This window comes from Olsenella sp. SW781 (assembly GCF_012027725.1).
In the GTDB taxonomy this organism is placed as follows: Bacteria; Actinomycetota; Coriobacteriia; order Coriobacteriales; family Atopobiaceae; genus Thermophilibacter.
The window spans coordinates 17,760-41,865 of record NZ_SJOU01000008.1 but is presented as its reverse complement, the minus strand read 5'-3'; the positions used below and the strand labels follow the sequence as shown (position 1 = coordinate 41,865).

The window sequence follows — 24,106 nt, the reverse complement described above, 5'->3', positions numbered from 1 at the left end:
CGTACAATAGCGGCGTCAGTCAGTCCGAGGAAGGGAGTTCGGATGCTCGTCACCACCAAGGAGATGCTGCTCGACGCCCAGGCCGGCCACTATGCCGTCGGCGCGTTCAACGTCGAGAGCCTCGAGTTCGTCATGGCCGTCGTGAAGGCCGCCGAGGAGCTTCGCTCCCCCGTCATCATGCAGACCACGCCCGGCACCGTGAAGTACGCCAACCTCGACTACTTTGCCGCCATGTGCCGCGTAGCCGCCGAGCAGGCAAGCGTCCCCGTGGCCATCCACCTCGACCACGGTGACGGCTTCGACCGCGCCGTCCAGGCCATGAAGGCCGGCTACACCTCCGTCATGATCGACGGCAGCCACGACTCCTTCGAGGACAACATCGCCCTCACCGCCTCCGTGACCAAGGTCGCCAAGCCCCTCAACATCCCCGTCGAGGCCGAGCTCGGCAAGGTCGGCGGCAAGGAGGACGACGGCCCCGCCGTGGAGGGCGAGAACCCCTACACCGACCCGGACGAGGCCCGCGAGTTCGTCGAGCGCACCGGCTGCACCTCCCTTGCCATCGGCGTGGGCACCGCGCACGGCGTCTACACCGAGACCCCGCACATCGAGCAGGACGTGGTGAAGGCCATCCGCTCCGTCGTGGACGTGCCGCTCGTGCTCCACGGCACCTCTGGCGTGCCCGACGACCAGGTCGCCGAGGCCGTCAAGAACGGCATCTGCAAGGTCAACTACGCCACCGAGCTTCGCCAGGCGTTCATGCGCGGCTTCATGGGCTTCATGGCCGAGAACCCTGGCGTCTTTGACCCCAAGAAGGCCAACAAGCCGGGCATGGAGGAGATCACCAACCTCGTCAAGGTCCGCATGACCAACCTCGGCTCCGTCAACAAGGCGTAGGGGCGCTCGGCAACAGGACGCGGCGAGAAGGTAAGACGTATTCGGGGCCGTCCTCTCTGGAGGGCGGCCCCGTCATATGGGACGTCCCTAAAGGAGGGACCCGACGCTCTTGCGCCGGGCCCGATTCTGACAAACTACCCCGTCCCCTTTGTCATGCCAAATAAACCTGACGCCAGTGGCACGTCGGGTGGCTACTCGGCGGCGATGCCCGCGCTGATGAGCTCCGCGATCTTGGCCGGGTCGTCGGCGGCCTGGACGCTCGTGCGGAAGTCCTCGTTCATGAGGAGCACGGCGACCTTGGAGAGGAGCTGGAGATGCGTGGTGCCCGCCTCGGAGGCGGGGGTAAGCAGGGCGATGGCGCAGGTGATCGGCGCATCGTCCATGGACGGCCAGACAACCCCCTCGTCGAACTTGTCGACGATGATGGCGGCCTGCGTGACGGCGTCGCTCTTGGCGTGCGGGATGGCGAAGCCGCCCATCATGCCCGTCGTGCCCTCGGCCTCGCGCGCCTTGAAGGCCTCGCAGAGCGCCTCGGCGTCGGTGGCGATGCCGAAGGAGACCGCCTGCTCCGAAAGGAGCTTGAGGACCTCGTCGACCGTGGAGGCCGAGCAGCCGAGAACAACGTGAGACGCAGAGACGTAATCGCTCATGGTGACTCCTCACTCGCAAGTAAACGTTCTTATCGCCCTGCGCGCCGTCGTCCGGCGGGGGCGGCTCGTATGCAAAGCAACATAGCTAGGATACCACCGCCGCGGCGGTTCTAGTCGGCCATCCCTACGACGCGTCCGCGTCGAGGCGCAGGGCCTCCCTGCGCAGGCGGAGCGCCTCGTACGCGCAGCCGTACATGGCCGCCTGGTTGCCGAGGCTCGCCGCCTCGATGCGGGCCTCCCTGCTCGCGGGGAACGCGTACTCGGCGAAGAGCGCGCGCAGCTCCGGGGCGAAGGTCGCGAAGGCCCCCGCCACGCCGCCGCCGATGAGGTACATCGTGGGGTCCACCACGCAGGAGATCTGCGCCATGGCCTGGGCCAGGTAGTCGCACATCTTGTGCACCGCCACCTTGGCGCACTCGTCGCCGCCCGCGAGCGCGCGGAAGACGGAGAGGGTGTCGGTGGCGTGCTCCACGGGCACGGGCTTCACGCCGCGTCGCTCGCACTCCTCGAGGTAGAGGCGGACGATGCCCTTGGCGGAGGCGTACTGCTCGAGGCAGCCGCGACGGCCGCAGCCGCAGGTCAGGGTCTCCTCGCGGTTGACCGTGATGTGGCCGATCTCGCCGCCGGCGCCAAAGGCGCCCGCCACGAGCTTGCCGTTGGAGACCACGCCCGCGCCCACGCCCGTGCCCAGGGCGATGAGCACGTAGCTCGAGACCTGCTGCGCCACGCCGGCCCACATCTCGCCGAGCGCGGCCGCGTTGGCGTCGTTGATGAAGGCGACCGTCGCGTTGGGGAAGACCGTGGTCAGCGCGCTCACCATGCCCTCCGGGTCGAGCTTGATGTTGGGGAGGACGCCCACCGTGCCGTCGTCTGCCACGGGGCCGGGGATATCCAGGCCGCAGGCGATGACGTCTCCGGCAGCGGCGTCGTGCGCGGCGAGGATCTTCTCGATGCCACCGGTCACGACCGCGTACGCCTCCTCGGTCACGAGCTCGGGAGTGGGGATCTTGCGCTCCTCGAGAAGCTCGCCCGACGGGGTGAAGAGCCCCGCCTTGATGCTCGTCCCGCCGACGTCGATGCCAAGAACCGCTTCCATTGGTGCCTCCTTGCCCCACGGGGTCGCGCCAGTTTTCCGTACTACAGATGATACGGCCTTCTTCTCGCGTCATGGTCGTTTTGGGCGCAGATTGCACCACTTCTGACATGACCGGTAGGACGGGTAGACTGTGAGGTAGGCCGCCGGCTCGCCGCCGGCCGCACATCCCACGACAACCCACGAGGAGCGATTATGGCACCCACAGACAACACGCAGCTCAACGCCGCCCTCCCCAACCCCCGCGCGGACATGGAGGCCCTCGACGCCCTCGAGCGCACGCTCTTCTCGCTCGGCTACGCCATGGGCGAGATCGACTCGCTTGGCCAGGTGATCGACCCGCCGCGCGCCACCGCGCAGCGCGCCGAGGCGGTGGCGCAGCTCCAGGAGATGAGCGTGCGCGCGCTCTGCGACCCCGCCGTGGGGCCGCTGCTCGACCGCCTGGAGCAGCAGCCCGAGCTCCTGGGCGAGACCCGCATGGCGCAGGTGCGCGTCCTCAAGCACGACCGCGCGTCGCTCGTCGACGTCCCCGCGGAGGAGCAGGCCGCGTTCAGCCGGCTCACCGTGGAGGCCAACGACGTCTGGCGGCGGGCCAAGGCCGCCAACGACTGGGCGTCCTTCGAGCCCTACGTCGACCGCATCGTCGACGCGCTCAGGCGCATGGCCGCCTGCAAGGACGCCGAGAAGGACCCGTATGACGTCTGGCTGAACGAGTACGAGCGCGGGACCGACCGCGCCTTCTACGACCGGTTCTTCTCGCAGGTGAGGGACTGCGTGGTGCCGCTTCTGGCCGACTGCATGGCAAGCCGCCACAAGCCGAGCCACGCCTGCGTGGACGGGACCTTCGACGAGGAGCGCCAGTGGCGCCTCGCCGACGACCTCGTGCGGCTCGAGGGGCTCGATGCCGACGCCCTCTGGGTCGGCCGCACGGAGCACCCCTTCACGAGCGGGCTCTCGCGCGACTTTGTCATCGTGACCGGGCACGCCTACGCGGACAACGTGCTCTCCAACGTGTTCTCGATCCTGCACGAGGGAGGCCACGCCCTCTACGAGCAGAACGTCGACGCCGCCTACGCCGGGACCTCGCTTGCGGGCGGCACCTCGATGGGCATGCACGAGGCGCAGTCGCGCTTCTTCGAGAACCTCGTGGGTCGCTCCGAGGCCTTCGCCGAGCCGCTCCTCCAGGTGCTGCGCCGTCACTTCCCCGGGCAGTTCGGCCGCGTGACGGCACACCAGCTCTACCTCGCCGAGAACTGCGCCGAGCCGGGGCTCGTCCGCACCGAGGCCGACGAGCTCACCTACCCGCTCCACGTCCTCGTGCGCTATGAGATCGAGCAGCTGCTCTTCTCGGGCGAGGCCCACGCCGCGGACGTCCCGGGCCTCTGGGCAGAGAAGTACCGCGCGTACCTCGGCGTGGACGTCCCCGACGACGCGCGCGGCGCGCTCCAGGACACCCACTGGTCGGGCGGCTCCTTCGGGTACTTCCCCACCTACGCGCTCGGGTCCGCCTTCGGCTCGCAGCTCAAGGCCGCGATGGTGCGCGGCGGCATGGACTTCGACGCCGTGTGCGCCTCCGGCGACCTTGCGCCCGTCCGCTCGTGGCTGCGCGACAACATCTGGCGCTGGGGCCGTGCCAAGGACTCCGGCGAGCTCATCGAGGCCGCGTGCGGCGAGCCCTTCTCGCCCACCTACTACACGGACTACCTCACCGAGAAGTTCTCCGCCCTCTACCGTCTGTAATTTGGGGACGCGTTTTTTCTCTCAGAGAAAACGGGACAGGTCATGGGAGACGACGGGAGAGACGCATGAGGGCACTCATACAGCGCGTTGAGCGCGCATCCGTGGAGGTGGGAGGCGCCGTGGTGGGCAGCTGCGGCGCCGGCTACCTCGTGCTGCTGGGCGTGGCGCCCGGCGATGACGAGGCGCTGGCGGAACGGCTGTGGCGCAAGGTCGCCGCGCTGCGCATCTGCGCGGACGACGCGGGCAAGACCAACCGCTCGCTCGCGGACACCGCAGGCTCGGTCCTCGTGGTGAGCCAGTTCACGCTCTACGCCGACGCCCGCCGCGGCAACCGGCCCTCGTTCACGGGGGCCGCCGGGCCCGAGCTCGCGGAGCGCCTGTACGACCGCTTCTGCGACCTCGCGGAGGCGGACCTCGGGGCCGGTCGCGTGGGACGGGGCGTCTTCGGGGCTGACATGCGCGTGAGCCTCGTGAACGACGGGCCCTTCACCGTCCTTCTCGACACCGACGAGCTGGGCTGGAGTTCATCCAAAAATTGAATCTGGCTCCCGACGGTTGCGTCGATTAAGAATGCTATGCTAGCTGAGTTTTGCCCCAAGACAGAAAGGTTCCTGCATGAAGATCGTCGATGAGTTCAAGGAGTTCATCGCCCGCGGTAACGTGATGGACATGGCCGTCGGTATCATCGTCGGCGGCGCGTTCACCGCCATCGTCAACTCGCTCGTGAGCAACCTCATCAACCCGCTGATCACCCTCGTGACCACCTCCACGAGCACCATCACCGGCGGCGCCTCCGACGGCGCGACCGAGGTCATCAACGGCCTGCGCTGGGCCGTCCCCGGCACCGACCAGTTCATCGACCTCGGCGCCTTCATCTCCGCCGTGATCAACTTCCTGATCATCGCCTTCGTGGTCTTCTGCCTGGTCAAGGCCCTGAACACCATGCGCGAGAAGATGGACGCCCTCGCCAAGAAGGAGGCCGACGAGGAGGCTGCCGAGGAGGCTGCCGCCCCGCACTGCCCGTACTGCCTCGAGGAGGTCAAGGCCGGCGCCACCCGCTGCCCGCACTGCGGCGAGAAGATCGAGGCCTAGGCCCCCCTGCATACCCGCAGCAGAAGCGCCGCCCGGCATTGCGTCGGGCGGCGCTTTCGTGTTGCGCCATTGGCGTCAGGTTTATTTGGCGTGCCACTGGCGTCTGACGCAAATGGCGCAAATGGCACGCCACGAGTGGGCGGCTACTCCGGCAGGTGGGAGGTCACGAGGGTCATGTCGCCCGAGAAGGACAGCGTCCCGCAGCCGGCGGGGGCCAGGAAGTGCGTCCCGCGGGCGATCTCGTGCTCCACGCCGGCCTCGGCGGCGCACACGGTGCCGGAGCCCTCGATCACGCTCACGCACAGGAACGGATACGGCTGCGCCACGTCCTTCTCGCCAGACACGCGGACGCGGTCCACGACGAAGTTGGGGCACTCCATGAGCTCGGTCACGCCGTCGACCTCGGGAGCGGTGACCTCGCCGGAGGCCGGCGCCTGCGCTGCGTAGTCCACCACGTCGAGGCTCTGCTGGATGTGCAGCTCGCGCGGCTTGCCGTCGTCGCCCACGCGGTCGTAGTCGTAGACGCGATAGGTCACGTCGGAGGACTGCTGCGTCTCCAGGATGAGGGTGCCGCCCTGGATGGCGTGGACGGTGCCCGGCTCGATGGGGAAGAAGTCGCCCACGTGGCACGGCACGAGGTTGAGCATGTCGTCCCAGCGCCCCTCGTCGATCATGCTCGCGAGCTCGGCGCGGTCGTGCGCGCGCTGGCCGATGACGATCTGCGTGCCCTCGTCCGCCGCGAGCACGTACCAGCACTCGCGCTTGCCGAGGCTGCCGTTCTCGTGCTCGGCGGCGTAGGCGTCGTCGGGGTGCACCTGGACGGAGAGGTTGTCCTTGGCGTCGATGATCTTGACGAGCAGCGGGAAGCGATCGCCCTCCACGCCGCCAAAGAGCTCGCGGTGCTGGTCCCAGAGCTCGGAGAGGCGCATGCCGTCCCAGGCTCCCCCGCTGATCGCGCAGTCCCCGTTGGGGTGGGCGCTGATGGCCCAGCACTCGCCGATGGGGCCGTCGGGGATCTCGTAGCCGAAGTCGTCGGCAAGCTTGCGGCCGCCCCAGATCTTCTCGTGGAAGATCGGCGTCGGGAAGATCAGGTCTCTCGTGGTGTCTGGCATGGTTCCCTCGTTTCTGCGCTCACGTCTGGGCCGGGACGCCCGTGCGGCGCCCCGGCCCTATCATACCCCGCTGTCAGGTGAACGACGAGGTGCCGGCCTCGCCGGCCCGAAGCCCGAAGGCCAAAGACCGAGAGGCCCTAGATGGCGAGGTCGTACATCGCCACGGGATTGAGCGACTCGTCGAAGAGCACGATCGTGGCGGTGCAGGAGGAGTCTGCCGAGACGCTCACGGCCTGGGCGTCGAAGAAGAAGAACGCCGAGCGGCTCTCCCCCGCCGGGACCGGCCGGACGAGCGTGGCGTAGTCATCGACGTACTGGCCGTCGACGGAGGTCTCGAAGTTCATGGCAACGAAGTTCGCCCCCGAGCGGTTCTCCACGGTCACGAGATAGCCCGTGTCGCCCTCGTAGTCGGTCCCCAAGCCCGTGACCTTGATGAGCGCGGTCTCGTCGTCGGCAACCGTCACGTCGAGCGGCGCGTCGACGGTGACGCCCTCCGCGTACGCGGTCATGGCGAGGTCAGACTCCGGGGAGAAGAGCTCGTCCATCTCCGAGCCCAGGTCCGAGACGTCGTCGACGTCGTCGATCTGGTCCTCCACCGTGTCCTCCATGTCCGCGACGCCGCCCGCGTTCTCGGAGGGGTCGCGATCGAGGTCGGGCTCGTCGTCGACCTTCTCGAAGGTCATGGTCTGGCCCTCGTAGGAGAGCGTGAGCGTGCCGTCCTCGACCGGCGCGTCGAGGGGCTCGTCCTCGATGGAGAGCGTGAGGGTGCCCTCGTCCTTGATCTCCCACGTGCCCGTGGTCTGGTCGCCGAAGACGTCGATGAGCATCGTGCCGTCGTCGCCGAGGTCGACGGTCACGTTCATGCCGAGGTCGTTCAGGGCCGCGATGTCATCCGCGGTGATGTCGCCGTCCGTCGACGTGGCCGACTCGATCTCCCAGGTGCCGACAAAGCCCGCCTCGAGGGACTCGAGCGAGGGAATGTCCACGCCGTCCGTCGCCCCTCCGCCGCATGCCCCGAGCGTCGCGGCGAGCGCTGCCGCAATGGCAAGGGTGCCGATTCTCATACGCTGCATGGTGCCTCCTCGTCCCGCGCGTTCAGAAACTGAAGTCCGTCTGAAAGGCTACCGCATCGGGCGGCGTATCACGACGAGAACGCGGCGACGCGCGACGGTCGCGGCGCGGGCGCGGCCTCAGCGGCGCGGGCGCGGCCTCAGCGGCGCAGGGAGAGCACGCCCGCCGAGATGAACTCCGAGACGACGCGGAGGTGCTTGAGGGCCTCCTCGGGGCTCTCCTCCTGCTCGACCACCACGAGGATCGAGCGGAGGGCGATGTTGGCGAGCCATCCCACCACGAGCTCGTCCTCCGCCATCTCCGACGCCCCGCTCGTGCGCAGGAAGGACCGGATCGTCTCCGAGAGGGCGGCGATGTGCTCGCCCCTCACCTTCTCCACGACCGCGCTCGCGCGGTTCCTCTTGATCACGTCGACCACGTCGCGCCGCTCCTCGCAGAGCTCGAGGAACCTCCTCGCGCGAGCCGGAAGCCCCTCCTCGGGCGCCTGTCCCTCGGCGATGAGCTTGCTCACCCGGTCGGAGCCCACGCTTCGAATGAGGTCCTCGAGCGGCTCCATGACGGGGGAGATCGCCTCCCTGAAGAGGTTCTCCTTGTTCTTGAAGAAAAAGTAGAGGGCGCCCGTGGTCACTCCCGCGGCGGCGCAGATCTCCCGCACCGACGACCCGTCATAGCCCCTCGTGGCAAACTCCTGCAGTGCGGCCCGGACGAGATTCTCCCTCGTACCGGCAGTTGCGCGCTCGTCTCGCTCCCGTGTCATGGCAGCCCCCGTTTCCCCGATAAACGAGCTCGGCCAGTTTCCGTGAGTCAGATTATCCGACAACCCGGCCCCAAGGGAAACGGTGGAATGAGTCGCCGCGTGCGAGCTATCGGTGGGCGCCGTGGGGCATGCCCGGGCGCTCGAAGCGCTCGCAGACATAGGACGTGCGGAGATACTCCTCCCCGAAGGGGTCCACGGTGGGAACAAGGTCGCGCGGGTCCGCGGCGAAGTGGTCCTCGGGGCTCGTGTGGACGTGCGGGTCGGTCAGCGTGTAGCCACGGCTGCAGGCCCCCTGGTACAGGCCCGAGCGCTCATGGTACGTGAACGAGCTGAACACGCAGTCGGCACAGCGAAATCCCATCTGCCCTCCTCTGGCGGCGCGGCGACGAACATGCCTCCCGGAATGGTAGCGCAACGCGAGCGGTTGCGCTGGCCCGGTCAGCGGACGGTAAAGCCGCAGGTCGGCAGAGTGGTGGATACTTGGGTGAGAGCGACGGGAGGAGCGGCATGGGCACGGGAAGAAGCTACGTCATCGCACTCGACCAGGGGACCACGTCCTCGCGCGCGGTGCTCGTCGACCGCGGCGGCCGCATGGTGGACGTCGCCCAGCGGCCGTTCCAGCAGATCTACCCGCAACCCGGCTGGGTGGAGCACAACCCGCAGGAGATTCTCTTCTCCCAGCTGGGGACGCTCTCCGAGCTTGTGGCGAGACACGGTCTCACCGCCGAGGACGTCGACGCCATCGGAATCGACAACCAGCGCGAGACCACGATCGTATGGGACCGCTCGACGGGCGTCCCGATATCGAACGCCATCGTCTGGCAGTGCCGCCGCACGGCGGAGATGGTCGAGCGCGTCTGCGGCCCCGCCGAGGTCGGCGCCATGGTGCGCGAGAAGACCGGGCTGCTCCCCGACCCGTACTTCTCGGCAAGCAAGATAGCGTGGATCTTGGACCACGTTCCGGGCGCGAGAGACCGCGCGCGAGCTGGGGACCTGCTCTTCGGCACCGTGGACACCTGGCTCGTATGGACGCTCACCGGCGGGCTCGTGCACGCGACCGACCCCACCAACGCGTCGCGCACGATGCTCTACAACATCCACGAGGGGCGCTGGGACGAGGACCTGCTCGCGCTCTTTGACATCCCCGCCTGCCTGCTGCCGGAGGTCCGCCCCAGCTCCGGCCTCTTCGGCGAGACGAGCTACCCGGGGCTCCCGGCGGGCATCCCCATCACGGGGGTGGCCGGAGACCAGCAGGCGGCCCTCTTTGGCCAATGCTGCTTCGAGCCCGGCCAGGCCAAGAACACCTACGGGACCGGCTGCTTCATGCTCCTCAACACCGGCGGGGAGGCCCGCTCGAGCGGGCACGGCCTCGTGACCACCATCGCCGCGGCTCCCCCGGACGCCCGCTGCACGCAGTACGCCCTCGAGGGCTCGGTCTTCGTGGCGGGCGCGCTCGTGCAGTGGCTCCGCGACGAGCTGGGGATCATTCGCACGGCCGCCGAGACCGAGGCGCTCGCCCGGAGCGTCCCCGACACGGGCGGCGTCTACGTGGTCCCCGCCTTCACGGGCCTCGGCGCGCCGTGGTGGCAGCCGGAGGCGCGGGGCGCCATCCTCGGCCTCACGCGCGGAACCGGACGCGCGCACCTGGCGCGGGCCGCCCTCGAGGCGCTCGCCTACCAGATCCGCGACCTCGCCGACGCCATGGCGGCGGATGCGGGCGGCCCGCTCTCCGTGCTCAACGTGGACGGCGGCGCGTCGGCGAACGACTTCCTCATGCAGTTCCAGGCCGACCTCCTCGGCTGCGAGCTGCGTCGTCCCGCAAACACCGAGACCACCTCGCTCGGCGCCGCGTTTCTCGCCGGGCTCTACACGGGCTTCTGGGGCGGCACCGACGAGCTGCGTGGCCTGCGAGAGGCCGATGACGTCTTCCGCCGCACGATGGACCCCGCGCGCGTGGACAGCCTGCTCGCAGGCTGGCACGACGCCGTGCGCCGCGTGCTGTAGCCAGCGACCGCGGTTCCTGGCGGCGGCAGGAACCGCGGTCAGGGGCGCTCGGCGTCAGGCCTGGAAGGCGTCTCCGAGACGCTCGGCGCAGAAGTCGACGCACCATTGGCGCGAGAAGTCCGTCTGCCCGGACACGGTGCGGATGTGGTTGACCGCCGCGAGCTCCTCGGAATAGTCGGCGAGCGGGTAGGTGGTGTAGTCGGCCCCCGAGGCCCGATGCGTGACGAGCGGCGTGATCTGCCATGAGGAGACGCCTCGCTCGTCCCCCTCGAAGGCGAGCGCCACCCGCGCGAGGCCGCCGACCATGGTGTCCTTGCGCGCCTGTCCGGAGACGAAGTTCCCCAGGGACCAGAACACGGGCACCACGCGCCCGTCCGGCGCGACGAGCTCCTCGACGGGCTGCAGGACGTGCGGGTGACAGCCGAGAATGACGTCCGCCCCCAGCTCCACGAAGCGCTCCGCCCAGCGCCGCTGGTCGTCGTCCGGGCCCGCCGCGTACTCGGTCCCCCAGTGGGGGCAGACCACCACGGCGTCGGCCCCGCGCTCCCGCGCCAGGGAGAAGTCCTTCTCGACCTGAGCGTCATCGAGCATCCTCACCGCCCAGGGCGCGTCGGCCGGAAGGGGGATGCCGTTGGTCCCGTACGTGTAGGAGAGCACCGCGACGCGTCGGTCACCCCGCTCGAGGAGGGGGATCTCGCCCGCCGCCTCCTCGCTGTCCGCCATGCCCGTGACCACCACCTCGGGATGCTCCGAGCGCCAGAACGCGAGCTCGGCCTCGATGCCCTCCATCCCCTTGTCAAGCGCGTGGTTGTTGGCGTGGAGCACCACGTCAAAGCCGGCGGCGGCCTCAGCGGAGCCGATCTCCTGCGGGCTGTTGAAGGTCGGGTAGCTCGAGAGCCCGAGCGCCGTCCCGCCGAGGATGGTCTCCTGGTCCACGATCGCCACGTCCGCCCCCGCGACGAGGTCGGCGACGTGCGCGAAGAGGTGCTCGTAGTCGCGCGTGCCGTCCTCGCGCTCGCCGCTCCTCCAGACCCCCTCGTGCACGAGGACGTCACCGATCATGAGGATGGTGACCTCGGAGCGCTCGGGCTCGGGGGCGGGGTCATCGAGGAGGGTCTGCGCGGGACGCAGCTCGTCGACCTGCGGGGCGTCGGGCGCTTGCGAGCACCCCGCAAGGATGCCGACGCCCGCCGCCGACGCGGCGAGAAACCCGCGCCGCGTCAGCAGGCGCTCTGAGATGGGCGTGCGTCGCTCGTGCATGGGGCCTCCTCAGCTCGGTTGCTCCTAGCATAGCCGCGATGCGCCGCCGGCGTGCCACTGGCGTCAGGCTTATTTGGCGCGTGCCACTGGCGTCAGGTTTATCTGGCACGCCACGTAGGGCGTGCCAGATAAACCTGACGCCAGTGGCACGCGCCAAATAAGCCTGACGCCAGTGGCACGCCGGTGGCGCAAACCGTCGCTAGAAGTCGGCGTTGCCCACGGTGCGCGGGTGCGGGATGACGTCGCGGATGTTGTCCACGCCGGTGAGGTACATCACCATGCGCTCGAAGCCCAGGCCAAAGCCCGCGTGCTCGCATCCGCCGTAGCGGCGCAGGTCGAGGTAGTACTTGTACTGCTCCGGCTCCATGCCCAGCTCCGCGATGCGGCGCTCGAGCACGTCGAGGCGCTCCTCGCGCTGCGAGCCGCCCACAATCTCGCCGATGCCCGGCACGAGGCAGTCCACGGCGGCCACGGTCTTGCCGTCGTCGTTCAGGCGCATGTAGAAGGCCTTGATCGCGGCGGGATAGTCGGTCACGAAGGTCGGGCGCTTGAAGTGCTCCTCGGTGAGGTAGCGCTCGTGCTCGGTCTGCAGGTCGCATCCCCACTCCACGGGGTACTCGAAGACGTGGCCGCTGGCGGCCGCCTCCTGCAGAATCTGGATGGCCTCGGTGTAGGTGACGTGCGCAAAGTCCGAGGTGGCAACGTGCGTGAGGCGCTCGACGAGGCCCTTGTCCACGAACTTGTTGAAGAACTCCATCTCGTCCGGGCAGGCGTTCATCACGTAGTTAATCACGTACTTGAGCATCTCCTCGACGCACGCCATGTCACCGGCGAGGTCGCAGAAGGCCATCTCGGGCTCCACCATCCAGAACTCGGCGGCGTGGCGGCGCGTGTTGGAGTTCTCGGCGCGGAAGGTGGGGCCGAAGGTGTAGACGTCACCGAAGGAGAGCGCGAAGTTCTCGGCCTGGAGCTGACCCGAGACCGTGAGGTTGGCCGCGTGGCCGAAGAAGTCCTGCGACCAGTCGATGGCGCCAGACTCGGTACGGGGCGGGTTCTCCACGTCGAGCGTGGTCACGCGGAACATCTCGCCCGCGCCCTCGGCGTCGGAGGTGGTGATGATTGGCGTGTTCACGTAGACGAAGCCGCGCTCCTGGAAGAAGCGATGGATGGCAAAGGCCGCCACCGAGCGCACGCGGAAGACGGCGCGGAAGAGGTTGGTGCGGCTGCGCAGGTGCTGCTGGGTGCGCAGGAACTCGCGGGTCTGGCGCTTCTTCTGCATGGGGTAGTCCGGGGCGGAGGCGCCCTCGACGCGAATCTCGGCCGCCTGGAGCTCGAAGGGCTGCGGACGGTCCGGCGTGAGCACGAACTCTCCCGTGACCACGAGCGCGGAGCCCACGCCCGTGGCCGCGATCTCGTCGTAGTTGGCGAGCTTCTCGCGGTTCATGACGACCTGCAGGTCCTTGAAGCACGAGCCGTCGTTCAGCATCACGAAGCCGAAGTTCTTCATGTCGCGGACCGAGCGGACCCAGCCGGCAACGGTGACGGTGGTTCCGCCGAGCTCGTCCATGTCGGCGAAGAGCTGAGAGATGTGGGTGCGTTCCACGGGTACTCCTTTGACGTTCTTCTCGCCCTGTTTTCCAACGTTCAACTCTACCGCATTGCGTGACGGGCGAGAAGAACGCGCCCCCATAGGCAAACTGGTAACCTCAGATGACCAATTGGCCGGAAACTGGTCACCCGAGATTACCAGTCCGCCATCTGACTCACGAGAACTCGATGTGCAGACCACACCCCAGCGCGCGCGCTAACCGCTCCAGTGTTCGCATTGTTGGATTGCCGCTCCCGCGCTCAAGCACGCTGATGGCCTCTTGTGAGATGCCGCTCTTTCTGGCGAGCCCCTCCTGCGACAGCCCCGCCCGGGTCCGCGCCGCCCTCAGGCCCTCCCCAAGAATGACGCCCCCCAGATAGGGATCCCCGATCTCCCTCAAGTAGAAGCCATCCTGAGTGCTCCTGCCCCGCCCCGCAGCGAGAAGAACGGCAGGGTCGTATGATTCGAGGTCGTTGGCGCGCAGCACCTCTCCTATGTTCTGACGAGATGGTGGGGCGATGCGCTCGCTCACCCACTCCGCCACCCAGCGTTCGGGAACCCTGCGCTCACCGCGCTCGAGAAATGGGGCGAACATCGCGGGGACGTCGCGTGTGGTCGCCCCCGGAGCCGCCTCAAACGAGAAGGTCCTTCTCGCCTGGTCGTAGCTGAGCACGCCACAGGATCGCCCGCCCGGACGCTCCCCGTCGATAACCTCAAAGCGCCGCATACCACCGCCACCTTTCCCAGACAATCTCCCAGATCTTCTCGAGAAGGACGGGCGAGGCGGCATTGTCGAGCCCCTCGAGCAGCGTATCCCTGTCCTGAGGCACGAGCGGCCGCGCCACCATAACCGGAGCGACTGACGCGACGTTCTCCTCAAGGGAACGCGACCCCAGATAGTTGGTCGTCGCCACGGGAGAGAGCGGCTCGAAGGCGCTGATTCGCTCCTCGTCATCCCCATAGGGAGCAACCAGCGAGAGTCCGGTATCGAAGAGCGGCGCAAGGCGCGACGCACCGGTGCGGTCAACGAGCACCTCGATATTGGAGGCATGGCGATCGCGGTTTGCGAGCAGGTAGTCAACGAGCATCATCTGGGAGACGCGCTCGCCCCACCCCATTCGCCGGCAGAACGAGAGCGGGTCATCCTCCCCCTCGTGATGGAGCTCGAAGTACGCTCCCAGCCCCATCTTCTGCTCCCCCGGCCTCCTGAAATTCCTCGACGAGCAGAGCCAGGTCTCATGCTCCCTGCCGTCGATAACCACGCGCGCGTGCACGAGGCGATAGGGGACGTGCTCGATGCCCAACGCCTCCATGAGCCGGCTCGCGACGAGCTCGTTTATGCACTCGGTTCCGTCTATCCGGACCCCGTTGTAGCGCGACAGCTTGAGGTACCGAGCACGTGAGCCGCTCCCCACGCGCGCCTTGAGGTAGGTTCCCGCCGTCCCGGAGGTGTTGGAGCGCTCGCTCCAGCTAATTTCTCGGTAATCCTGCAAGCTTGAAACGATGTCATATCGCCTCATATCCCCTCCTCTCCATGATAGTACATGCATATATAATATAGTATGTATTCATGCAATATGTCAGCCCATCAACAACAGGCTAAAATCGAGCTACGCACACGGAACGCCCCTGGAAGGAGCACACATGGAAGCCTACAAGCGCGAGTTCATCGACTTCATGGTGGAGTCCAACGTCCTGAAGTTCGGCGACTTCACCCTCAAGAGCGGCCGCAAGTCCCCGTTCTTCATGAACGCGGGCGCCTACGTGACGGGCTCCCAGCTCAAGCGCCTGGGCGAGTACTACGCCCACGCGATCAACGACAACTTCGGCCTGGACTTCGACGTGCTCTTCGGGCCGGCGTACAAGGGCATCCCACTGGCCGTGACCACCGCGATCGCCCTCCACGAGCTCTTTGGCAAGGAGGTCCGCTACTGCTCCGACCGCAAGGAGGAGAAGGACCACGGCGCCGACAAGGGCGGCCTGCTCGGCACCAAGCTCGCCGACGGCGACCGCGTGGTCATGATTGAGGACGTCACCACCTCGGGCAAGTCCATCGACGAGACCTACCCCAAGGTCACCGGCGCCGCTAACGTTGAGGTCAAGGGCCTCATCGTGAGCCTCAACCGCATGGAGGTCGGCAAGGGCGGCGTCGTGACCGCCCAGCAGGAGATCCAGGAGAAGTACGGCTTCCCGGTGGCAAGCATCGTCTCCATGGCCGACGTGGTGGAGGCCCTCGACGGCACCGTCATCACGCCCGAGCTCAAGGCCGCCATCGACACCTACTACGAGCAGTACGGCGTGAAGTAGCATTCGGCATTTGGGGACGGGTTTTCCCTCTCAGAGAGTTTGGGACAGGCCCGGGGCGCAGTTACTACTGCGCCCCGGGCCTGTCCCAAACTCTCTGAGAGGGAAAACCCGTCCCCAAATTCCTACTCGGCGAGCTCCGTCGCCCAGGTGTAGCCCTCGGGGATATGGGCGTTGCCGGCGGCCACCTCGGCCGGGATGCGGCTGTCGGAAGCCATGAGCTCCGCCACGGTCACGAACTCGTAGCCCTCGCCCTGGAGCTGCTCGATGATGCGGGGCAGCGCCTCGAGGTCCTGGTCGCGGTTGCCGCCGCCGTCGTGCATGAGGATGATGCTGCCGGCAAAGGCGCCGCTCGTGCAGTTGTTGACGATCGTGTCGGCGCCCGGCCGCTTCCAGTCCAGGCTGTCCAGGTTCCAGATCACCGAGGCCGAGAGCGTGCCGCCCGAGGCCAGCCACGTCGACGTGTCAAACGAGCCGTAGGGCGGGCGGATGACCGAGGTGTCCCCGCCGCCCGCGCCGGAGATGGCAGAGAACGCCTCCGTAATCTCCGACTGCAGCGTCGCCTGGTCGACGGCGGTGAGCTGCTCGTGGTTCATCGTGTGGGACGCCACCTGCGAGCCCTGGTCCTTGATCGCCTTCACGAGGTCGGGGTTGTTGGCCGCGGCCGAGCCGAGGCAGAAGAACGTGGCGTGGATGCCGTACTTGGAGAGGATGTCAAGGTACTGCTGGGTATAGCTGCTCGGGCCGTCGTCGAAGGTCAGGGCGATGAGCTTGCGGCCGTCGTCCGCCTGCGGGTTGATGCTCATGAGCTTCACGTTCTGGGCGGGCTCGATGACGTCGCCGGGCACCGACTCGCCCGACTGGTCGCCGACGATGACCTTCTGCTTCCCCGCCTTGCCGTACTGGGCGACGAAGGTCACCGACCCCACGGAGTCCGCCGGCTCGAGCAGGGGCTGGATCTCGCGCTCCTCCTCGTGCGAGGCCTCGGTGGCGTCGGCGCCGTCCCCGAAGGTGATCTCCTCGTTGCCCTTGGCGCGGAAGGCGTCGCGACCGGCCGCGTCGAGCTGCTCGCCGTTGACGGTGGCAGAGAACGCGTCGCCGCCGCCCTCCGTGAGAACGTTGCCGCTCACGGAGACGAGGTTGCCCGGCTTGAGCGAGAGCCCCTCGCTCTCCACGATCTGCTCGAGCGTGGAGTCCACGCGGACGTCGGTGCGCTCCCCGTTGACGCTCACGTTGACCGTGCGGTTGAGCCACATCCAGATGCCGCCGCCCACGATCGCCGCGACGACGAGAAGGCCCACGATGGTGGCGCCCCTCCCCTCGCGCCGCTTCTTGTAGCGGCTGCGCGGCGCGCGCTGGCGCGGCATGGGGGCCTGCCAGTCGGACTCGGTGCGCCCATAGGAGCCAGTGTCCCCATAGGGATCGTCGTAGCTCGCTCCGTAGGGGTCGTCGTACTGGTCAGCGTAGGAGCCCGCGTAGGGGTCGTCATAGGAATCGTAGCCAGACTGATAGGTCGGGCGGGACTGCGGACGCGCGCCGCGCGAGGTCTCGCCCGCGCGCGAGGACGTCGCGCTGGGAAGGTTCATCGGGCGCATGTAGGGACTGGACGCCTGCGAGCCGCGCGTGCGGCGGTGCGGGCGCTGAGGGTTGTTTCTACTGGTCATGATGCCATCCGTCTGCGCGGGGAAGGTCTCGACTCCGTATTGTGTTTACCGCTCCCGGTGCGGCTCCGCGCATGTTCAAGGGTATCAGTTCGCGTCGCGGGCAACCGTGACGGAACCGTCATGCAACCAGAGGTGCACAACTCGCGAGAAGGGCATCACGGGCACGGCGCCGGGACCCTAGACTCGGGTCACGAGCTCGTCCGACGGACGTCGCTTGAAGTGCATCGGCGCGGGCTCCGCGTCCTCGGAGGGATAGCCCAGCGGGAAGAGCGCCACGAGGTCGTAGGGCTCCATCTCCGGGAACGCCTCCTTCACGGCGGGGGCGTCGAAGTGCCCCACCCAGGTGGTGCCAAGACCGAGGTCATGGGCGGCCAGCATGACGTGCGTCCCCACGATGGAGGCGTCGACGTCGGCGAAGTTGCGACCGTCGTACTTGCGGACCCAGGCCTCCTCCGGCAGCGCGCCGAGCACGAGGATGACCCGCGCCCCGAAGTCGAACCGCGTGTGCGCCGCGAGGCGCGCGACCGCCTCCGGGCTCTCGACGACCCACATATGCCAGGGCTGCTTGTCAACGGCGGTGGGGGCGGCGAGGGCGACGTCGAGAAGCGCGTCGATCTTCTCGCCCTCCACCGGGCGGTCCGAGAAGGACCTGCAGGAGTAGCGGTCGTGCGCGAGCTGCTGGAAGTCGGTCATGGGAGTCCCTCCTCACGTGGTTTCGGAAAGTATACGCCGCGCGAGGCCTCCCGCCTCGGGGGCGCCGGCAGGCGGCGGCCCCTTGCGGGGAGAGAGGGGTGCCCCCGCCTGACGGGGCCGGGAAGGAAGGGGAGGAGCGGCGCATCGCGTCTGCGTCCGTGGGCAGGGGCACCCCCGTTGGCTTCATGGTATGACGGGCCTCGCCCGACGCGGCAGCTTCGTCGCAACTGGCCGGTTATGCGACACGATTGGCAGGCCGAGACGCTCACGCGGCTGGTCGGGCCGCACGCTCCCCACCCGCACGCTAGAATGGTGGTCCGTCTATCAAGGAGGCCGCATGCCCGCATTCCCCACAACCGAGTCCGTCGACGAGGGGCCCAACGCCGCAGGCTCGCTGGGGCGCCTCATCCCCTGGCCGGACGAGGAGACCTATCCCAACATCCCCGCCGAGGAGGCGCTCGACCTCTTCCTGGGCTGGGTGGACTCTCGCGGGATCGAGCTCTGGCCGCACCAGGAGGAGGCGCTGCTCTCCCTTGCGGCCGGCGACCACCTGATCCTGGGCACGCCCACGGGCTCCGGCAAGTCAATGGTGGCGCTGGGCATGTGCTTCATGAGCGTGTGCACGGATAGGCGCGCCTACTACACCGCCCCCATCAAGGCCCTGGTGAGCGAGAAGTTCTTCGACCTCGTCTCACTCTTTGGCCGCGAGAACGTGGGCATGATCACCGGCGACGCGTCCATCAACGCGGGCGCGCCCATCATCTGCTGCACGGCGGAGATCCTCGCCAACCAGGCGCTTCGCGAGGGCGAGAAGTGCGACGTGGGCTGCGTGGCCATGGACGAGTTCCACTTCTACGCGGACCCCGACCGCGGCTGGGCCTGGCAAGTGCCGCTGCTCACGCTCCCCCACACGCAGTTCCTGCTCATGAGCGCCACGCTGGGCGACACCTCGTCAATCGCGGAGGCGCTCTCCGAGCACACCGGCGGACGCACCGTGGACACCATCGCCGACGCTCCGCGCCCCGTGCCGCTCTCCTACGAGTTCGTGGACACGGCGCTGGAGGGGACCGTCGAGCTGGCGCTGCGCGCGGGCGAGGCGCCGCTCTACATCGTGCACTTCTCGCAGGACGCGGCGCTGGCGAGCGCGCAGAGCCTGGCCAGCTACGGCGTCTCCACCAAGGAGCAGCGCGAGGCCGTGAAGGAGGCCATCAAGGGCACGCGCTTCACCACGACCTTCGGCAAGACGCTGCAGCGCCTGCTGGGATGCGGCGTGGGCGTGCACCACGCCGGCATGCTGCCGCGCTATCGCCTGCTCGTGGAGAGGCTCGCGCAGCAGGGCCTTCTGCCGGTCATCTGCGGCACGGACACGCTCGGCGTGGGTATCAACGTGCCGATTCACACCGTGGTGCTCACCGCGCTCTCCAAGTTTGACGGACGGCGCATGCGCCACCTCAACGCGCGCGAGTTCCACCAGATCGTCGGCCGCGCCGGTCGCGCCGGCTTTGACACCGAGGGCCACGTCATCGCCGAGGCCACCGAGTACGACATAGAGAACGCACGGGCCCTGCGCAAGGCGGGGGGCGACCCCAAGAAGGCGCGCAAGATCAAGACCAAGAAGCCGCCCGAGGGGTTTGTCGGCTGGAACAAGCAGACCTTCGAGCGCCTAATCGCCGCCGTGCCGGAGCCGCTGCGCCCGCGCATGAAGGTCACGCACTCGATGGTGCTTGCCGAGGTCGAGCAGGGCGGTGACGCCTGGGCGCGCGTCCACCGCCTTGTGGAGGAGTCGGCTCAGCCCGATTCGGAGAAGGCCGCGCTCGCCACGCGCGCGGACGAGATCTTCGCCACCCTGCAGGACGCCGGCGTGGTCACGCGCGAGGAGCTGCCCGACGGGTCCACGTCCTGGTCCACGACCGTCGACCTCCCTGACGACTTTGCGCTGGACCAGCCCCTGTCGCCGTTTCTGCTGGCCGCGCTCGAGCTTCTGGATCCGGAGTCGGAGACCTACGCGCTCGACGTCATCTCCATGGCCGAGGCCACGCTCGAGGACCCCTGGCAGATCCTGCGCGCGCAGCAGCGCGTCGCGCGCGACCGCGCGATGAGCGAGATGAAGGCCGAGGGCATCGAGTACGACGAGCGCATGGAGCGCCTGCAGGAGGTCACCTACCCCAAGCCGCTCGAGGACCTGCTCGAGCCGGCCTTCGAGCAGTACTGCGAGCAGGTCCCGTGGGCGCGCGACTTCGCGCTCTCGCCCAAGTCCGTGCTGCGCGATATGGTGGAGACCGCAAGCGACTTCAAGGAGTACGTGGGTCGCTACAACGTGGCGCGCTCCGAGGGCCTGCTGCTGCGCTACCTCTCCGAGGCGTTCCGCGCGCTCGACCGCACGGTGCCGCTCGAGAAGCGCGACGAGCGCCTGCGCGACATCATCGCGTGGCTGGGCCTCGTGGTGCGCACGGTGGACTCCTCCCTCGTGGACGAGTGGGCGGCCGCCGGCGAGGGGTCCTCGGAGGGGCTCGACGCCGCACCGCCCGCGGCGGACGAGGTCGTGCACGACCGTCGCGGCCTCACGCTGCTCGTGCGCAACGCGCTCTTCGCCCGCGTGCGGCTGGCGGCGCACGAGGCCGTGGACGAGCTCGGCAAGCTCGACGCCGAGTGGGGCTGGCGTGCGCCCGTGTGGCAGCGCGCCCTGGACCGCTTCTTCGAGGAGCACGAGGAGATCATGCTGGACGCCGACGCCCGCAGCGCCGCGTACCTCTCGATAGACGAGAAGGACGAGAAGCCTGCGCACGTCTGGCACGTGCATCAGATATTCCACGACTCCGACGACGAGCGCGACTTCGGCATCTGGGGAGACGTGGACCTCGACGCCACGCAGGACGAGGGCGCCGTGGTCTTCTCCGCCTACCGCGTGGGGTTCGTGGACGACGAGTAGGCTGGCACGGCTGGCTCACGGCGTGCCATAACGCGTTTTTTCGCTACGGCCATCTACCTGCAGTTTTACAAGAAATAGCAGGTAGATGGCCGTATTTTTGCGTTGTGAAAAATGCCGTTATGGCAGGCGAGAAGAACGTCGGCTTCCTATCCCTCGAACGGCACCACGTGCGCCACGGCGTCCTCGGGCAGGATGCGCGCGCCGCCGTTGTCGAGGTCCACGAGGACGTAGCGCCAGTTGCCCATCCCAAGCTCCTTCATATAGGAAAGCTGGCGCAGGCCGTGGCGGGTCTCCATGCGCTCCACCAGTGCGTGGCGGTCCTCCTCCCCCATCGCATAGACGAGGTCGACGCACGCCTGGTCAATCGCTAGGATGTCCGTGGAGGCAAGTATGCCCACGTTGGGGGTCACGACGGGCTCGGCCGCCGTGCCCTCGCAGTCGCAGGAGACCGACATGTTGCGCATCACGTTCACGAAGGCGATCTTGTCGCCGAAGTGGTCGCAGACGGCCTTGGCGGACTCCATCATGCGCTCCATGAACTCCTCGTTCGAGATGTCCCACATGTCGTCCGAGCCGGGCGTGGTGTGAATCTCCCGCTTGCCGATCTTGCCGTCGGCACAGCCGATGCCGATGTTCTTGGCCGAGCCGCCGAAGCCGCCCTTGGTGTGCCCCTTGAAGTGCGTGAGCACGAGCAGAGAGTCGTAGTTTGCAAGGTGCGAGCCCATGTGCACCTCGTCGAACCACTTCCCGCCTGCAACGGGGAAGGGCGTGGCGCCCTCCTCGTCCATGATGTCGACCGGCGCGAACGTCCAGCCGTTGACCTCGAGCGTCCTGCGATGCTTCTCGGTGGAGTCGCGATCGCCGGCATAGTAGCTGTTGGTCTCCACGATCGTGGCCTCCGGCAGGTCGCTCTCAAGGAGCTCGGCGACCCACGGGCGCGGGATGATGTTGGGGCCGTGCTGCTCCCCGGTGTGCAGCTTCACCGCCACCCTGCCGTCGATATGCGCGTTCACCTGCTCGTAGGCGCGCCGCAGCCCGGCAGCAGAGAGGTCGCGCGTGAAGTAGACGATTGACTCGTTCCCAGCACGCTCCCCATAGGAAACGCGACGCTCGCCGCCGGTGCCGGGCCGTGGGTTCTTCTCGGACATGATGCCTCCTTCTTTGAGCACTCCCTGTCTCTCATTATAAACTTTGGAGACGTCACGTCACTTGTCAATCACGTTGGAGCGCGGCGGGATTTTGCCAGCCGGAGACAAATCGGTTTACTTATTCACTGCGCCCGATTATCTTGAAAAATGCAGGCGAACTGTAGAGATTATTTGAACTCAACCGCTCGCGGGAGCTACTTTTCCGTTCCTGTTGACAAAACCGGTTTACTGTCCTTAACTGAGACTCAACAGAAGGCCACCCAACGAGGAGGACACATGGCAGAGCAGTACGCAGATCCCAGCACGTTCAGCATGGACAGCTTCCGTCTTGATGGCAAGGTCGCCCTGGTCACCGGCGCCTCCTACGGCATCGGCTTCGCCATCGCCACCGCGCTCGCCAAGGCCGGCGCCAAGATCGCCTTCAACGACATCAACGCCGAGAAGGCCGAGATGGGCGAGAAGGCCTACGCCGCCGAGGGCATCGAGGCCAAGGGCTACGTGGCCGACGTCACCAACGTCGAGCAGGTCGAGAAGCTCGTTGCCGACATCAAGGCCGACTTCGGCACCACGCCGGACATTCTCGTCAACAACGCCGGCATCATCAAGCGCATCCCCATGCTCGAGATGAGCGCCGAGGACTTCCGCCAGGTCGTGGACGTTGACCTCAACGCCCCCTTCATCGTCTCCAAGGCCGTCCTGCCCGGCATGATCGAGAAGGGCCACGGCAAGATCATCAACATCTGCTCCATGATGAGCGAGCTCGGCCGCGAGACCGTCGCCGGCTATGCCGCCGCCAAGGGTGGCCTCAAGATGCTCACCCGCAACATCTGCTCCGAGTTCGGCGAGCACAACATCCAGTGCAACGGCATCGGGCCGGGCTACATCGCCACGCCGCAGACCGCGCCGCTGCGTGAGATTCAGCCCGACGGCTCCCGTCACCCGTTCGACCAGTTCATCGTTGCCAAGACTCCCGCCGCTCGCTGGGGTACCCCGATCGACCTCATGGGCACCGCCGTCTTCCTGGCCTCCGACGCCTCCAGCTTCGTCAACGGCCAGGTCATCTACGTCGACGGCGGCATCCTCGCCTACATCGGCAAGCAGCCCCAGTAAGGGCTTCAGGCCGATGTCATCTCCCAGCGCCGCAGGATCGCAACCGCGTCCTGCGGCGCTTCCCGATTCACGGAAAGGAGTCGCGATGCCCCAGCTCACCCTCAGCCTCATCGGCGCCGACGGCGCCGTGCGCGGAACCTCGACCGGCACCGACCTCGTTCAGCTCGACACCCGCTATGCCGAGTACCAGCCTGGCGACGTCCTCGTCCTCACCTCTGACGAGAAGAACGTCGAGCTCGAGGTCATGCTCGACGAGTCCCTGCCCCCAAGCGTCGTCTACCTGACCGAGGGGCGCCTCGAGTTCCCGATCCCCTTCGAGTCCGCCCGCGACTCGTACCCCAGCCACGCCTTCCTCGGCGACACCCACTGGGGCTACGCCCGCGTGCTCGACCCCCGCGAGCGCGAGACCTGGCGCAACCTCGCCCTCAACGCGCACGACCTCGAGGGCGCCGAGGGCGTCTACCCGCACGCCACCACCAACTCCGGCGCCACCAACCCCCGATTCATCGCGCGCAACGCGATCGACGGCACCTGGCAGAGCATCCACCACGGACGCTGGCCCTACGAGTCCTGGGGCATCAACGGCCGCGACGACGCCTGGCTCCAGGTGGACTTTGGCCGGCCGGTCCATGCCGAGGAGGCCATGCTCGTCCTGCGCGCCGACTTCCCGCACGACACCTGGTGGCAGCAGGCCAAGCTCACCTGCTCGGACGGCTTCGAGCTCACCGTGCATCTGGAGAAGACCGGCGTGCCCCAGCGCTTCTCTCTCGGCGCGGGCGGGCGTGACATCGAGTGGATCCGCCTCTCCGACATGGTGAAGGCCGATGACCCGGCGGAGTTCCCCGCCCTCACCCAGCTCATCGTCATGGGCACGCTGGAATAGCCCAACGCAAGACGGCCCGCCTCCGTCAATTGGGGACAGTCCCAATTGACGGAGGCGGGCCACAGAGTCTCTCTCGTTAGCATACACCCCACGCGGATTCGTCAACAAAACGCC

General features: G+C 67.6%; 22 protein-coding genes. 9 read left to right on the top strand and 13 right to left on the bottom strand.

The genetic code is table 11. From position 1 onward, the window contains the following. Positions 1 to 42: 42 nt before the first annotated feature. On the top strand, positions 43 to 894 hold the full coding sequence (locus tag E0L17_RS06210; protein WP_075279547.1) for a class II fructose-bisphosphate aldolase: 852 nt from the start codon (positions 43 to 45) through the stop codon (positions 892 to 894). Between the two features lie 191 nt (positions 895 to 1,085). Here the strand turns inward: E0L17_RS06210 and E0L17_RS06205 are convergent, their stop codons facing one another. Both E0L17_RS06205 and E0L17_RS06200 read right to left on the bottom strand, forming a co-directional pair. Continuing rightward, a complete protein-coding gene (locus E0L17_RS06205; RefSeq protein WP_167930392.1) occupies positions 1,086 to 1,544 on the bottom strand; it encodes a PTS sugar transporter subunit IIA in 459 nt (152 codons plus the stop codon). A gap of 124 nt (positions 1,545 to 1,668) precedes the next feature. After that, on the bottom strand, positions 1,669 to 2,640 hold the full coding sequence (locus E0L17_RS06200) for an ROK family protein (RefSeq protein WP_167930391.1): 972 nt from the start codon (positions 2,638 to 2,640) through the stop codon (positions 1,669 to 1,671). A 192-nt stretch (positions 2,641 to 2,832) separates the two neighbouring features. On the opposite strand from E0L17_RS06200, the gene E0L17_RS06195 reads away from it, so the two are divergent. From E0L17_RS06195 to mscL, 3 genes are all read left to right on the top strand, one after another. Next, positions 2,833 to 4,377, top strand: a complete 1,545-nt coding sequence (locus E0L17_RS06195) for a carboxypeptidase M32 (RefSeq protein ID WP_167930390.1) — start codon at positions 2,833 to 2,835, stop codon at positions 4,375 to 4,377. Positions 4,378 to 4,442: 65 nt separating this feature from the next. Next, entirely contained in the window at positions 4,443 to 4,916 is a 474-nt protein-coding gene (dtd, locus tag E0L17_RS06190; protein ID WP_167930389.1) for a D-aminoacyl-tRNA deacylase, read from the top strand. A 76-nt stretch (positions 4,917 to 4,992) separates the two neighbouring features. Then, positions 4,993 to 5,469, top strand: a complete 477-nt coding sequence (gene mscL, locus E0L17_RS06185) for a large conductance mechanosensitive channel protein MscL (protein WP_167930388.1) — start codon at positions 4,993 to 4,995, stop codon at positions 5,467 to 5,469. Between the two features lie 143 nt (positions 5,470 to 5,612). Here the strand turns inward: mscL and E0L17_RS06180 are convergent, their stop codons facing one another. From E0L17_RS06180 to E0L17_RS06165, 4 genes are all read right to left on the bottom strand, one after another. Then, positions 5,613 to 6,581, bottom strand: coding sequence for a type I phosphomannose isomerase catalytic subunit (locus tag E0L17_RS06180; RefSeq protein ID WP_167930387.1), 969 nt, complete (start codon positions 6,579 to 6,581; stop codon positions 5,613 to 5,615). A 137-nt stretch (positions 6,582 to 6,718) separates the two neighbouring features. Next, entirely contained in the window at positions 6,719 to 7,654 is a 936-nt protein-coding gene (locus E0L17_RS06175; RefSeq protein WP_167930386.1) for a hypothetical protein, read from the bottom strand. 137 nt (positions 7,655 to 7,791) lie between these two features. Further along, complete coding sequence (locus tag E0L17_RS06170) at positions 7,792 to 8,409, bottom strand: TetR/AcrR family transcriptional regulator (RefSeq protein WP_167930385.1); 618 nt, start codon at positions 8,407 to 8,409, stop codon at positions 7,792 to 7,794. Positions 8,410 to 8,515: 106 nt separating this feature from the next. Beyond that, positions 8,516 to 8,770 carry a hypothetical protein gene (locus E0L17_RS06165; RefSeq protein WP_167930384.1) on the bottom strand — a complete coding sequence of 85 codons (255 nt, stop codon included), beginning with the start codon at positions 8,768 to 8,770 and terminating at the stop codon, positions 8,516 to 8,518. A gap of 146 nt (positions 8,771 to 8,916) precedes the next feature. On the opposite strand from E0L17_RS06165, the gene glpK reads away from it, so the two are divergent. Next, positions 8,917 to 10,413, top strand: a complete 1,497-nt coding sequence (gene glpK / locus E0L17_RS06160) for a glycerol kinase GlpK (protein ID WP_167930383.1) — start codon at positions 8,917 to 8,919, stop codon at positions 10,411 to 10,413. A gap of 54 nt (positions 10,414 to 10,467) precedes the next feature. Here glpK and E0L17_RS06155 read toward each other — a convergent pair whose 3' ends face one another. The 4 genes from E0L17_RS06155 to E0L17_RS06140 all read right to left on the bottom strand — a co-directional run bounded on the left by E0L17_RS06155 (position 10,468) and on the right by E0L17_RS06140 (position 14,781). Further along, positions 10,468 to 11,673 (bottom strand): CapA family protein, encoded by a 1,206-nt coding sequence (locus tag E0L17_RS06155; RefSeq protein ID WP_167930382.1) that lies wholly within the window; start codon positions 11,671 to 11,673, stop codon positions 10,468 to 10,470. Positions 11,674 to 11,872: 199 nt separating this feature from the next. After that, positions 11,873 to 13,276: an asparagine--tRNA ligase gene (asnS, locus tag E0L17_RS06150; protein ID WP_167930381.1), complete on the bottom strand. Its 1,404-nt coding sequence runs from the start codon at positions 13,274 to 13,276 to the stop codon at positions 11,873 to 11,875. A 160-nt stretch (positions 13,277 to 13,436) separates the two neighbouring features. Then, positions 13,437 to 13,988, bottom strand: a complete 552-nt coding sequence (locus E0L17_RS06145) for a helix-turn-helix domain-containing protein (protein ID WP_167930380.1) — start codon at positions 13,986 to 13,988, stop codon at positions 13,437 to 13,439. Then, the gene (locus E0L17_RS06140) at positions 13,975 to 14,781 is read right to left on the bottom strand and encodes a hypothetical protein (RefSeq protein ID WP_167930379.1); all 807 of its coding nucleotides are present in this window, start codon (positions 14,779 to 14,781) and stop codon (positions 13,975 to 13,977) included. The genes E0L17_RS06145 and E0L17_RS06140 overlap by 14 nt, the downstream gene beginning before the upstream one ends. Positions 14,782 to 14,905: 124 nt before the next feature. Here E0L17_RS06140 and pyrE point away from each other — a divergent pair, with 124 nt between their 5' ends. Next, a complete protein-coding gene (gene pyrE / locus E0L17_RS06135) occupies positions 14,906 to 15,568 on the top strand; it encodes an orotate phosphoribosyltransferase (RefSeq protein WP_167930378.1) in 663 nt (220 codons plus the stop codon). Between the two features lie 122 nt (positions 15,569 to 15,690). On the opposite strand, the gene E0L17_RS06130 is transcribed toward pyrE, so the two are convergent. Next, a complete protein-coding gene (locus tag E0L17_RS06130; RefSeq protein WP_167930377.1) occupies positions 15,691 to 17,229 on the bottom strand; it encodes a polysaccharide deacetylase family protein in 1,539 nt (512 codons plus the stop codon). A 177-nt stretch (positions 17,230 to 17,406) separates the two neighbouring features. Then, the gene (locus tag E0L17_RS06125) at positions 17,407 to 17,922 is read right to left on the bottom strand and encodes a nitroreductase family protein (protein ID WP_167930376.1); all 516 of its coding nucleotides are present in this window, start codon (positions 17,920 to 17,922) and stop codon (positions 17,407 to 17,409) included. Between the two features lie 337 nt (positions 17,923 to 18,259). Here E0L17_RS06125 and E0L17_RS06120 point away from each other — a divergent pair, with 337 nt between their 5' ends. Then, positions 18,260 to 20,851 (top strand): DEAD/DEAH box helicase, encoded by a 2,592-nt coding sequence (locus E0L17_RS06120; protein WP_167930375.1) that lies wholly within the window; start codon positions 18,260 to 18,262, stop codon positions 20,849 to 20,851. Positions 20,852 to 20,997: 146 nt separating this feature from the next. On the opposite strand, the gene E0L17_RS06115 is transcribed toward E0L17_RS06120, so the two are convergent. Next, the gene (locus E0L17_RS06115; protein WP_167930374.1) at positions 20,998 to 21,999 is read right to left on the bottom strand and encodes a DUF362 domain-containing protein; all 1,002 of its coding nucleotides are present in this window, start codon (positions 21,997 to 21,999) and stop codon (positions 20,998 to 21,000) included. Positions 22,000 to 22,275: 276 nt separating this feature from the next. On the opposite strand from E0L17_RS06115, the gene E0L17_RS06110 reads away from it, so the two are divergent. Next, positions 22,276 to 23,109 carry a gluconate 5-dehydrogenase gene (locus E0L17_RS06110; protein WP_083662102.1) on the top strand — a complete coding sequence of 278 codons (834 nt, stop codon included), beginning with the start codon at positions 22,276 to 22,278 and terminating at the stop codon, positions 23,107 to 23,109. Between the two features lie 85 nt (positions 23,110 to 23,194). Then, a complete protein-coding gene (locus E0L17_RS06105) occupies positions 23,195 to 23,992 on the top strand; it encodes a carbohydrate-binding protein (protein WP_167930373.1) in 798 nt (265 codons plus the stop codon). The last annotated feature ends 114 nt before the right edge of the window (positions 23,993 to 24,106 follow it).